General features: G+C 43.8%; 12 protein-coding genes. 7 read left to right on the top strand and 5 right to left on the bottom strand.

Features of this window, described 5'->3' with window-relative positions; all coding sequences use genetic code 11:
• Positions 1-117: 117 nt before the first annotated feature.
• Positions 118-1,065, top strand: coding sequence for a universal stress protein UspE (gene uspE / locus VNE01S_RS02570; protein ID WP_053395415.1), 948 nt, complete (start codon positions 118-120; stop codon positions 1,063-1,065).
• A gap of 153 nt (positions 1,066-1,218) precedes the next feature.
• Entirely contained in the window at positions 1,219-2,151 is a 933-nt protein-coding gene (gene ttcA, locus VNE01S_RS02565) for a tRNA 2-thiocytidine(32) synthetase TtcA (protein ID WP_053395416.1), read from the top strand.
• Positions 2,152-2,208: 57 nt separating this feature from the next.
• Here the strand turns inward: ttcA and VNE01S_RS02560 are convergent, their stop codons facing one another.
• From VNE01S_RS02560 to VNE01S_RS02550, 3 genes are read right to left on the bottom strand one after another with little or no spacing between them, the layout of a single operon-like run.
• Positions 2,209-2,868: a DUF2987 domain-containing protein gene (locus VNE01S_RS02560; protein WP_053395417.1), complete on the bottom strand. Its 660-nt coding sequence runs from the start codon at positions 2,866-2,868 to the stop codon at positions 2,209-2,211.
• A gap of 13 nt (positions 2,869-2,881) precedes the next feature.
• Positions 2,882-3,736 carry a glucosaminidase domain-containing protein gene (locus VNE01S_RS02555; protein ID WP_245649861.1) on the bottom strand — a complete coding sequence of 285 codons (855 nt, stop codon included), beginning with the start codon at positions 3,734-3,736 and terminating at the stop codon, positions 2,882-2,884.
• A complete protein-coding gene (locus VNE01S_RS02550; RefSeq protein ID WP_053395419.1) occupies positions 3,705-4,508 on the bottom strand; it encodes a DUF2189 domain-containing protein in 804 nt (267 codons plus the stop codon). The genes VNE01S_RS02555 and VNE01S_RS02550 overlap by 32 nt, the downstream gene beginning before the upstream one ends.
• A gap of 376 nt (positions 4,509-4,884) precedes the next feature.
• Here VNE01S_RS02550 and potA point away from each other — a divergent pair, with 376 nt between their 5' ends.
• From potA to VNE01S_RS02525, 5 genes are all read left to right on the top strand, one after another.
• Positions 4,885-6,018 carry a spermidine/putrescine ABC transporter ATP-binding protein PotA gene (potA, locus tag VNE01S_RS02545; RefSeq protein ID WP_053395783.1) on the top strand — a complete coding sequence of 378 codons (1,134 nt, stop codon included), beginning with the start codon at positions 4,885-4,887 and terminating at the stop codon, positions 6,016-6,018.
• On the top strand, positions 5,999-6,859 hold the full coding sequence (gene potB, locus VNE01S_RS02540; protein WP_053395420.1) for a spermidine/putrescine ABC transporter permease PotB: 861 nt from the start codon (positions 5,999-6,001) through the stop codon (positions 6,857-6,859). Before potA ends, potB begins: the two co-directional genes overlap by 20 nt.
• Positions 6,859-7,629, top strand: a complete 771-nt coding sequence (gene potC / locus VNE01S_RS02535; RefSeq protein ID WP_053395421.1) for a spermidine/putrescine ABC transporter permease PotC — start codon at positions 6,859-6,861, stop codon at positions 7,627-7,629. The genes potB and potC overlap by 1 nt, the downstream gene beginning before the upstream one ends.
• A gap of 94 nt (positions 7,630-7,723) precedes the next feature.
• Positions 7,724-8,758: an extracellular solute-binding protein gene (locus tag VNE01S_RS02530; RefSeq protein WP_053395422.1), complete on the top strand. Its 1,035-nt coding sequence runs from the start codon at positions 7,724-7,726 to the stop codon at positions 8,756-8,758.
• A 173-nt stretch (positions 8,759-8,931) separates the two neighbouring features.
• Entirely contained in the window at positions 8,932-9,969 is a 1,038-nt protein-coding gene (locus tag VNE01S_RS02525) for an extracellular solute-binding protein (protein WP_053395423.1), read from the top strand.
• A 75-nt stretch (positions 9,970-10,044) separates the two neighbouring features.
• On the opposite strand, the gene cobB is transcribed toward VNE01S_RS02525, so the two are convergent.
• Together cobB and VNE01S_RS02515 are read right to left on the bottom strand one after the other, a co-directional pair.
• A complete protein-coding gene (gene cobB / locus VNE01S_RS02520; protein WP_053395424.1) occupies positions 10,045-10,782 on the bottom strand; it encodes a Sir2 family NAD+-dependent deacetylase in 738 nt (245 codons plus the stop codon).
• Positions 10,783-10,949: 167 nt separating this feature from the next.
• A complete protein-coding gene (locus VNE01S_RS02515) occupies positions 10,950-12,170 on the bottom strand; it encodes an ammonium transporter (protein ID WP_053395425.1) in 1,221 nt (406 codons plus the stop codon).
• Positions 12,171-12,391: the final 221 nt, after the last annotated feature.

Raw genomic sequence — 12,391 nt, 5'->3', positions numbered from 1 at the left:
ATCATACTTCTCTTATCCCCTTTTACTTTTTCCTAAAACTCTTCCCTGAACTAAGCTACAGTGATCATATGTGCCTCCTCATGTTTATATGTGCCTCCTCATGTTTAAGGAGTAAATATGAGCATCTATAATAAAATCCTAGTTGTTGCTGACATTAATAAAGACGAGCAGCCTGCTTTAGCCCGTGCAATGCAGCTTGCTGCGCAAAGCCGTTCCCCAAGTAAAGTGACTTTCTTTCTTTCTATTTACGACTTTTCTTACGATATGACCTCTATGCTCTCTGTTGATGAGCGTGATGCCATGCGTCGTGGCGTGATTGGACAGAGGGAAAAGTGGATGCATAAAGTCGCATCCGATTACCTTGTGGAAGGTGTAAACTTTGAAGTGCGTGTGGTTTGGCACAACCGCCCTTATGAAGCGATTATTGCAGAGGTCTTCTCTGGCGAGCATGACATTCTTATCAAGGGAACTCGTAAACATGACGTATTAGAATCAGTGATCTTTACCCCGACTGACTGGCACTTGTTGCGTAAATGTCCTTGTCCGGTGCTGCTTGTTAAGAACGCGGAATGGCCAGAAAACTCAAGCATTATTGCCTCAGTACACGTTGGTTCTGAAAACGAAACTCACCTTGGCCTCAATGACAGCATGGTTGAGCAGCTAAAAAGCTTAACTGAGCGTTTGGGGGCTGAGCCATACTTAGTGAACGCCTACCCAGTTACGCCTGCTAATATTACCATTGAGTTGCCAGAGTTTGACCCTGCCACGTACACAGACGCAGTACGCGGACATCACCTTACCGCAATGAAAGCGTTGCGCCAAAAGCATGGGTACGATGATGAGCAGACCATCGTTGAGCAAGGCTTACCAGAAGATATCATTCCTGAAGTAGCTGAACGGGTTAACGCCGCGATGGTGATCATTGGTACTACAGGCCGAACAGGACTGTCAGCCGTCTTTATTGGTAATACAGCTGAGCATGTTATCGACAAGATCAACTGTGATGTTCTAGCTTTAAAACCAAAAGGTTATATCAGCCCGCTTGATCCAAAAACGGCTATCTAGTTCGACTCAAGGTTTCACTCTTTTCATCAATCCCTTCTGCTTTGCAGAGGGGATTTTTTTATGCTCTGTGCCGATTAGGTCTGGTATCTGTGATATTTATCCGTATCATACGCACTTCATTTTGTGTTGAAGATTGATTAAGACAGCAAGCTGATGACAGAGCAAACTCAAGAGCGTACAAAAGCTCAACAATATAACTTTAATAAGCTACAAAAACGTATCCGTCGTAACACGGGCCAAGCTATCCAAGACTTCAATATGATTGAAGATGGTGATCGTATCATGGTGTGCCTGTCTGGCGGTAAAGATAGCTTCACTATGCTTGATATCCTAATGAGTTTGCAAAAGAGTGCCCCAATCTCTTTCTCACTTGTCGCTGTGAATCTTGACCAAAAACAGCCAGGTTTCCCTGAGCACATTTTGCCAGAGTACTTAGAAACACTGGGCGTTGAGTACAAAGTTGTAGAAGAAGACACCTACTCTATCGTTCTAGATAAGGTTCCTGAGGGTAAAACAACATGTTCGCTATGTTCTCGCTTACGTCGTGGTATTTTGTACCGTACAGCGAAAGAACTAGGCGCAACTAAGATCGCGTTAGGCCACCACCGTGACGACATTCTGGAAACACTATTCCTGAACATGTTCCACGGAGGAAAAATGAAAGGCATGCCACCTAAACTTGTCTCTGACAATGGTGAGCACGTGGTGATTCGCCCACTGGCATACTGCCGTGAGAAAGACATCATCAAGTACTCTGAAATGCGTGAGTACCCTATCATCCCTTGTAACCTATGTGGTTCACAACCTAACTTGCAACGTCAAAATATTAAGCAAATGCTAAACGATTGGGATAAGCGCTTCCCTGGTCGTATTGAGACAATGTTCCGTGCAATGCAAAATGTCGTACCTAGCCACCTTGCTGACTTCGAACTGTTTGACTTTAAGTCAATTAACAAAGATTCAGGCGTGATTAATGGCGGTGATATCGGCTTTGATAAAGAAGAGATGCCGAAGCAGGATGTGCAAGATGAAGAATTGGTGCAAGAATTTGACCCAAGCCTTCAGCTGAATGTCACCAATATCTAAATAAGCTGACTAATAGCTAAAAGGGTCGCCATTGCGACCCTTTCTTTTGTTCGTGGTTTAGTTGGCTTTAGGTAAGTAAGGTAAAACTCGAGCGGTTTCTTGTGGCAATCTCATGTAACCACCTTGGCCAATTTCAGCAAGAGATACCTGGACTTTACCATCCACGATCTTTTTAACATCGCCGTTAGAGAAATGGATAGTCGAATTGAGATTGTCAGCAAACTCCATAGTGACGCCCTCTACATCCGGGGTAAACCAGCTTGCAAACATACCACCTAGATCTTCAAGCATCGCCTGCATTTGCGGCATCAACTTTTCAACATCCTGGTAGCTCACCTCTCCTTTGAAAGGTTCTTTAGTCATCACAACCATAGAAAAGTCACAACGGCGATCTTGTGGTGTCTGCACAAATACCAATGGGTTTGCCTGACGCAAATTATTATCAAGAGGAACAATAAGCTCGTTGTAATCCGAAGAGTTTAACTCTTCATAATGCTCTTCTTTTTCCATCCACGCTTTATCAATTGGGCACAGTTGCTTAGTGGCAGCATCGACAAAAAAGAACCCGATTTTTACATCATCATGCCCTTCTTTCGAGTTTTGCTTCATATGGGTAAAAAGCTTGCTGTAGGTGAACATGTATTCTTGAGCGAAAGAAGGCATCGCTGCCGTTGTCGCTAATGTGGCTGTTAATAGGGCTAACGGTAATTTCTTCATTGAATTTATAATCTTATTGTTGAGTTGATGGCTGTTCCCAGAAGGCTCGATTATGGCGGATCATGGCTTTTAAATCGTTGACATACGCCTCACCGCGCTCAGAGTATTTGGTTAAACCTTCCGTGAGCGCGATGGCGGCATCGGTATCAGTCAGGCTTTTTCCGCTCAAGTGTCTCTGGTAGCGAATCTCTCGCAGCGCTTGATATGCATTGTTTCGATTCACATTCATAAAGTAGCCATAAATTGATTGCTGAACCGAGTTAAACTTGGCCACCTCGTGTGACATTCCATCTTTACGTTTTAGTGGGACCAAACCACACCCTTTGGAATAACACCACTGGCCAAAGTAGTTGTTCGCTTGGGTTGCAAATCGCGATGTTCCCCATGCCGATTCGTTGGCAGCCTGAACCAGCACCAAAGCTGCAGGCAATACATCCACACGATGCAACATGGTATTTAACCACTCTTGATCAATCCCATTGAGGGACATTTCTACGTTGTACAATTTGCTAAGACGTTGCGCATAGCTAAGCTGCTCGCTGGTCACCGAACCTTCTTTAAATGCCGACGCAATTTTTTCTAAACGCTTACGTTCTTTCTCAATACGTTGGTTTTCTAGTGCAATACCTGGCTTTAAGAACTCAAAGAACGCTTGTTTCTTTTGTTTGGTATTTTGAATGTTGGCAAAGTCAGGTGCTTTCCCGACTCTTTCTGCTTGGATAGTATGATCAGACTGATGCTGGCTTGTCGTACTTTGCTCTGTTTGCTTTTGTTCATATTCATAAAAAGCAAAGCTGGCGATAACGCCAGCTATAACGAGCGTGACAAATTCACTTTTAAGCATTGAACACTTGTGAATCGTTGTCATTGTCGTCTCCACCTTTAGGTCGGTCAGATGCGATAATTCTTAGCTTGATTCCAAACATATTTCGGTAGATAACGCCTTTTACATGGAAGAAAAATGGCAAAACAAAAATAAGCCCTAAACCATAGAACATCATACCCACGACGAACATTAAAGAAACCAGCGCATAAATACCTGCAATTGCGAATATCTTTTTGTTCACAGCCCTAAGTGACAGAAGTAAAGACTGCATAGGTGGCACTTTCTTCTCACAAATCAACAGAATTGAGTTGCTGAACGCAAGCGATAAGTAAAGTGATAGGAAAGGCAAAATCATCCCCGCGATGCCTTGCAGTAACAAGCTGAATAGCGTGGCAAGAATTACAGGAATCGTAAACTGTAGCCCTTTTGTGATATGACGAGATTTTGTGGCTAACCCCGCAGCATGGCTCATCGCCATTAAACTAATCCCTGCGTAAATCGGCGCGCTTACCACCTCATAACTGAAGTTTGCAATCATAATCGCGCTAATAATATTAGGATCAAAATCATCAGGGCTGGCAAAGGCTTCAATGATGGCGAGTGGGTCACCAATCTGTAATTTAAGCGCAATGTAGAAAATCGCAAATTGAATCGCGATCAGAGCGACTATCGCAGGGGAAAACGAAAGAAAGTTCTTGATGGTGTGATTCCACGCCTCCTTCAGCACCTCTCCTACTTTTAGCTCATAATCGCCAGACAGTGCACGTTCAATGCTTCCGCCCAAATTAAAGTCTTTCTCTATGTCATTATTCATTTTAAATCCGTGCTCAGTGATAGCACTAAGCGAGTTTATTAATTAACAGTATGTTGTAACTACGTGACATTATACTTAAACGTTTCCCAGTCTAAAATCGGATCTCAATCAATCGCTCGCTTTCTAACTTAGATGATTGACAACCGAACAAAAAACACGCAAAACAAAGCCTAGATTCTTGATTAAAATGTAAAATTTACGCAGCGTTCTACCTTACAACATTCGTAGTCTGAGTATGGTAAGAAATGTTTACTTTTACCTGCAAAATTTTTTCTGTTTCAAGATAAGAAAATACTTTGAATTCACTATATTGGTGATTATGATGCGCGCCTCTATTTTGTATAACTACAGGTCAATTTACCAGTCATTGGCCGATGTGGGAGAAAAACAGACGTTGAACGCTAAACAACACGCAGGACAACCAGTTATTCGTCTAACTGGGATCAGCAAAAGTTTTGATGGTAAGGAAATCATCTCTAATCTAAACCTTGATGTGAACCACGGTGAGTTTCTGACAATTCTTGGTCCTTCAGGCTGTGGTAAAACGACCGTTTTAAGAATGATTGCTGGTTTTGAATCTGCCGACAAGGGTGACATTATTCTTGATGGCCAAGATGTAACGCAAACTCCTGCTGAGCAAAGGCATGTTAACACTGTTTTCCAAAGTTACGCGTTATTCCCTCATATGACAGTATTTGACAATGTGGCGTTTGGTCTACGTATGCAAAAGGTTCCGTCTAGCGAAATTGAACCGCGTGTTTTGGAAGCATTACGCATGGTGCGCTTAGAAAATATGGCACAACGCAAACCGCATCAACTGTCTGGTGGCCAACAGCAGCGTATTGCTATTGCGCGTGCTGTAGTGAACAAACCCAAAGTATTGCTGCTTGATGAGTCTCTCTCTGCTCTGGATTACAAATTACGTAAACAAATGCAGATTGAACTGAAGCAGTTGCAACGTCAGCTTGGTATTACGTTTATTTTCGTTACACATGACCAGGAAGAAGCGTTGTCTATGTCTGACCGCATCATTGTTATGCGTGATGGCGTTATTGAACAAGACGGCTCTCCTCGTGAAATTTACGAAGATCCCAAAAACCTCTTCGTGGCTCGCTTTATCGGTGAGATTAATGTTTTCAATGCAACGATGATCGAACGTGTGGATGAAAAACGCATCCGTGCCGAGATTGAAGGTGTTGAGTGCGCGGTTTATTACGATAAAGATGCTCAACAGGGTGACAAGTTACAAGTGTTGCTTCGCCCAGAAGATCTCCGTATCGAAGAAATCAAAGAGTCCGAGAAAAAAGGCATCGTCGGCCACGTTACAGAACGTACTTATAAAGGCATGACGTTAGATTCGGTTATTGAACTTGAGTCAGGCATGCGCGTAATGGTAAGTGAGTTTTTTAACGAAGATGATCCTGATGTTGACCACTCTCTTGGCCAGAAGGTTGCAGTTACTTGGGTGGAAAGCTGGGAGGTAGTACTCAATGATCAGCAAGAAGTTTAACCTCCAGAACGCGATCATCACGCTGGTTGTAGGTTGGCTAACGCTGTTTGTGCTTGTGCCGAACCTGATGATCATTGGCACCAGTTTTCTTACTCGTGATGAAGCTAACCTGATTGAGCTGACTTTCACATTTGATAACTATTTACGCTTGATCGACCCATTGTATGCAAAGGTGATGCTGCACTCTTTCTATATGGCGATCGTCGCGACCATTTTGTGTTTGATTATTGGTTACCCGTTTGCATACATCGTTGCGAAAATGCCTGAGAAATGGCGACCAATTATGCTGTTTTTGGTGATAGTCCCCTTTTGGACTAACTCTCTGATTCGCACATACGGGCTAAAAATCGTGTTAGGTACACAAGGCATTCTCAACAAATCGCTGATGGCGATGGAAATCATCGATAAGCCGATTCGCTTAATGTACTCCGAAACAGCGGTAATGATCGGGCTTGTCTACATTCTATTGCCTTTTATGATTCTTCCTTTGTATTCGGCAATTGAAAAACTTGATGATACCTATGTAGAAGCAGCGAAAGATCTGGGCGCGAACAAGCTACAAATCTTTACCAAAGTGACGTTGCCCTTGACCATGCCAGGCATTATCGGTGGTTGTCTGCTTGTTCTACTGCCTGCTTTGGGAATGTTCTACATTGCCGACTTGCTTGGTGGTGCGAAAAACCTACTGATTGGTAACGTGATTAAGAGCCAAGTGCTGAATGCGCGTGATTGGCCATTTGGCGCGGCGACCAGTATTGCCCTAACTATCGCGATGGCCATCATGCTCTACGCCTACTATAGAGCAGGAAAATTGTTGAATAAGAAAGTGGAGCTAGACTAATGGGACGTACAGTTAGATTTAGCTTTATGGCGTTGGTGTACGCATTTTTGTACCTTCCTATCGTCGTATTGATCGTAAACTCATTCAACGCCAATAAATTTGGAATGAAATGGGGTGGATTTACCACTAAGTGGTACGAAACGTTAATAAACAACGACAGCCTAATGCAAGCAGCGTGGCACTCGTTAAATGTGGCCGTATTTTCAGCAACAGCTGCGACAATTATTGGTAGCTTTACTGCTGTTGCCCTATTTCGCTATACATTTAAAGGAAAAGGCGCTGTAAACGGCATGCTTTTCGTGGTGATGATGTCACCCGACATTGTAATGGCGATATCGTTACTTGCACTGTTTCTAGTCATCGGCGCGCAGCTTGGTTTCTTTACATTGTTGATTGCGCATATCACCTTCTGTTTACCTTTTGTGGTTGTCACGGTTTACAGTCGCTTGAATGGCTTTGACGTGAAGATGCTGGAAGCAGCGAAAGATTTAGGTGCAAGTGAATGGGTGATCTTAAAACAGATTATTCTTCCACTCGCAAAACCTGCGGTTGCGGCAGGTTGGCTATTGAGCTTTACCCTTTCATTGGATGATGTGATCATCAGCTCATTCGTGACAGGGCCAACTTATGAAATATTGCCATTGAAAATATACTCGATGGTGAAAGTCGGCATCTCACCTGAGGTGAATGCACTCGCGACTGTCATGCTGGTTGTATCATTGATTCTGGTCGTAATTTCTCAATTACTCGCCAAAGAAAAAGTGAAGTAACATCGGCATGAATACACGAAACAGAATGGCTCATGTCATTCTGTTTTACTATCTACGCTCAAGATGAGCAACGTTTGGTTTGGAGCTAACGTCAATGAAAAAATGGGCTACTTTATTAGCTGGTAGTGCATGTGCGCTTTCTCTGTTCTCTGGTTCAGTAACAGCGGACGAAAACAAAGAATTAGTATTTATGAACTGGGGTCCTTACATCAACAGTAATATCCTAGAGCAATTTACTGAAGAGACAGGCATTAAAGTGATCTACTCGACTTACGAGTCGAACGAAACGCTATATGCAAAGCTAAAGACACATAATGAAGGTTATGACCTAGTGGTACCATCGACGTATTTTGTTGCCAAGATGCGTGATGAAGGCATGCTACAAAAGATCGACAAATCTAAGCTATCGAATTTCAATAACCTTGATAAGAACTACTTAGATAAGCCGTTCGATCCAAACAACGACTACTCTATTCCACATGTTGTCGCGATTACCGGTCTGGCAGTTAATACGGATATGTACGATCCAAATGACTTCCAAAGCTGGGCTGACCTATGGAACCCAGATCTTGAAGGCCAATTGATGCTGATGGACGACACACGCGAAGTGTTCCATATTGCGCTACGTAAACTTGGCTATTCTGGTAACTCCACCGATCCAAAACAGATTGATGAAGCGTACGCAGAGCTACAAAAACTGATGCCAAACGTATTAGTGTTTAACTCTGACAACCCTGGCGCACCTTACATGTCTGGTGAAGTGGGTGTTGGCATGCTGTGGAACGGCAGCGCAGCGGCTGCTCAGAAAGAAGGCCTTAACCTAAAACTGATTTTCCCTAAAGAAGGCGGCATCGGCTGGGTTGATAACTTTGCAATTTCTTCTGGTGCTAAAAACGTCGATGCGGCGCATAAGATGATCAACTTCCTATTACGCCCAGAAATCGCCGAGCAGATTTCTACCGATACGGGCTATCTGACGGCAGTTGCAGAATCAAATGCTAAGTTTAAAGATGTCGCTCCGTTGTTCCCTTCTCAAGAAGATCTAGATCGCGTCGAATGGCAAGATGCTGTTGGTGATTTAACGGTAAAATACGAAGATTACTTCTTAAAGCTAAAAGCTGGCCAGTAAACCGTTTTCAAGATAAAAATAGGCAGCATTCGCTGCCTATTTTTGTAATTGGCTGATATAATTTCACTTTGTATGGTTTATCGTGTCGATAAGCATCTCAACTCACTGCTTAATCAGAAAATCTCGTCTGGATTGGCGGTCTGCTGGCTAGGCAAAGACAAAACGGAAAAGTAATGAAAAGTAAATTCTATGCAAGCGCACTGTGCGCAGCGACGTTGATCGCTTCACCTGCAATGGCTGCTGATCAAGAACTCTACTTCTACAACTGGTCTGAATACATTCCAAATGAAGTTCTTGAAGACTTTACAAAAGAAACTGGAATCAAAGTTATCTACTCAACTTACGAGTCTAATGAAAGCATGTACGCAAAGCTTAAGACTCAGGGTTCTGGCTATGACTTAGTAGTACCGTCTACTTACTTTGTATCAAAAATGCGCAAAGAAGGTATGCTTCAACAAATTGATAAGAGCAAGCTTTCTCACTTTGCGGATCTTGATAGCAACTTTTTAAACAAACCTTTCGATCCAGATAATAACTACTCTATCCCATACATTTGGGGCGCGACTGGTATTGGTATCAATTCAGATATGCTAGACACGTCATCTGTAACCAAATGGGACGATTTCTGGGACAGCAAGTGGGAAGGCCAGCTAATGATGATGGACGACTCGCGTGAAGTCTTCCATATCGCACTGACTAAGCTGGGTTACTCGCCAAACACCACTAATCCTGATGAAATCAAAGCCGCATACGAAGAGCTGAAAAAGCTAATGCCAAACGTGTTGGTATTTAACTCTGACTTCCCTGCAAACCCATACCTTGCTGGTGAAGTATCGCTAGGTATGCTGTGGAATGGTTCAGCGTATATGGCTCGCCAAGAAGGTGCATCAATCGACATTATCTGGCCAGAGAAAGGCGCTATCTTCTGGATGGACAGCATTTCCATTCCTGCTGAAGCGAAAAACGTAGAAGCCGCGCATAAAATGATCGACTTCCTACTGCGCCCTGAAAACGCAGCGAAGATTGCACTAGAGATTGGCTACCCGACTCCGGTTGCCTCAGCAATCAAACTGTTGCCAGAAGAGTTTGCTAATGACCCAAGCATTTTCCCACCACAAGCAGTGATGGAAAGTGGCACATGGCAAGACGAAGTGGGTGAAGCAAGCGTTCTCTACGATGAATACTTCCAAAAGCTAAAAGTAGATAACTAATCTCCTCTTTTGGGTTTATAGTTTAAAAATAATAAAGCGGCTGAATGCCGCTTTATTTGTATTTATCTGATGTCACTATGCTGTTTGTGAATTTGGGTGCTGCAACGCCAAAATTTCTTCGACAAGCTTTGGTACCTGTTCGCTCGCTCTGCCATAGCGTTTCTCTTCAAACTCACTTTCTATTGCACTAGGCTCTAGATTAATCTCAATCGTGTGCGCGCCATGTGCACGAGCATCATGCACAAACCCGGCAGCTGGATAGACGACGCCCGACGTACCGATTGAGACAAACAAGTCCGCCTTTTCTAATGCTTCGTAAATATCCCCCATGCGCAGTGGCATTTCACCAAACCAAACCACATGTGGGCGCAGCTGAGAAGGCATCTGACAACAATGACAGAGATCGCCTGTTTTGATCTCCCCTTTCTCTTCTACTACTTGATTGGATTCACTGCATCGCGCTTTGAGTAATTCACCATGCATGTGAATCACATTGTGACTGCCTCCTCTTTCGTGGAGGTTGTCGATGTTTTGCGTGATGATGGTGACCGAACCTTCGAGCTCTTGTTCTAGTTTACCTAGTGCCAAATGGGCTGGATTCGGCTCGATTTGAGGATCCTGAAGTTTCAAGCGACGCTGGTTATAAAAGTCTTGCACCAAGTCAGGGTCTCGATCGAAGCCTTCTGGTGTTGCAACATCTTCAATTCGGTGGTTTTCCCACAAACCATCTTGAGCTCTAAATGTTTGAATTCCTGACTCTGCTGAGATACCGGCACCCGTCAATACAACTACATTACGATACGGAAACTTCATACCACGTCCTTATTTAAATCCTTTAGCCTTAGCTTAGCATTGGGCCAATAACATCAGAAGTTATACGGGTTAGACCATAGTCTAAATTGTGGCATTAATCCTAAGGTAATGTGAACTCATACAATAAGGAATAACACTTGGCCGCTCTTTTACTGACCTGCTTCACTTTAATCTTCGTTGGTGGCAGAGATTTTGTGAATGGCTAAGTCGGCGCCATTAAATTCATCTTCTTCTGACAGGCGAAGCCCCGTCATACTGTTGATCACGCCATACACAATCAAAGCACCAGATACCGCAATCGCAATTCCCATTAGCGTACCGACAACTTGCACGAGTAGACTGACACCGCCAAGGCCACCCAAAGCGCTTTGGCCGAAGATACCCGCTGCAATGCCGCCCCAAGCGCCACACACGCCATGTAACGGCCACACACCTAGCACATCATCAATCTTGGTTTTGTTTTGCATGTACGTGAATAAGTACACGAACAACGCGCCTGCAATAGATCCTGTCACCAAAGCACCAATTGGGTGCATGAGATCTGAACCTGCGCAAACAGCAACTAAGCCAGCTAGAGGGCCGTTATGAATAAAACCAGGGTCATTTTTGCCAGCTAAAAGTGAAGCAACAATCCCGCCCACCATCGCCATTAGTGAGTTCATGGCCACTAAGCCACTGAGCCCATTTAATGTTTGAGCCGACATGACATTAAAGCCAAACCAACCGACGCACAGTATCCACGCACCCAATGCTAAAAACGGAATGTTTGAGGGTGCAAAGTTGGTGTGCTTCCCAGCGCGAATACGGCCTTTACGCATCCCTAAGAATGACACAGCAACTAAGGCGATCCAGCCACCAACTCCGTGCACAACGACAGATCCAGCAAAGTCATGGAAACCATAGCCAAACTGGCTCTCGAACCATGCCTGCACACCAAAATTACCATTCCAGATCATGCCCTCAAACAGTGGGTAAACAATCCCAACGGTAAAGAATGTCGCGATCAGCACCGGGTAAAACCTGGCACGCTCCGCAATACCTCCCGACACAATGGCTGGAATCGCTGCCGCGAAGGTTAATAAGAAAAAGAACTTAACTAGCTCGTAGCCATTGCCTTGTGAAAGGGTTTGAGCATCGGCAAAAAAGTTTGCTCCATAAGCAATCCAGTAGCCAATAAAAAAGTATGCGATGGACGAGATACCAAAGTCAGCTAGGATTTTAACCAACGCATTAACTTGGTTTTTATGTCGGACTGTCCCTACTTCTAGGAATGCGAAACCAGCGTGCATTAAGAACACCATAATCGCACCTAGTAGAAGGAATAAAGTATCGGAACTTTGAGTCAGGGTTTGAACGGCTCCATGGACCTGACTTGCGGTTACACTCATCGTTGTTGCTCTCCGTTGTATGTTGCGTGCACTTATCCTGTGCAGTAGCACATCCAATTCACCAGATTGGTGATATGAATATCAAAAACGAACTAGAGCAACGTGTGTGCCAAGTAATAAGTTGAATTGGAATAACTATAAATATTTGAATTTAATAAATAAAAATATTAAGTCAGTCAGGATGGTCTTTAATATTGAGATAAGACTGCACAAGAATGGGG

Source organism: Vibrio nereis NBRC 15637, assembly GCF_001591105.1.
GTDB lineage: Bacteria > Pseudomonadota > Gammaproteobacteria > Enterobacterales > Vibrionaceae > Vibrio > Vibrio nereis.
This window is presented reverse-complemented; position numbering and strand designations above follow the sequence as displayed.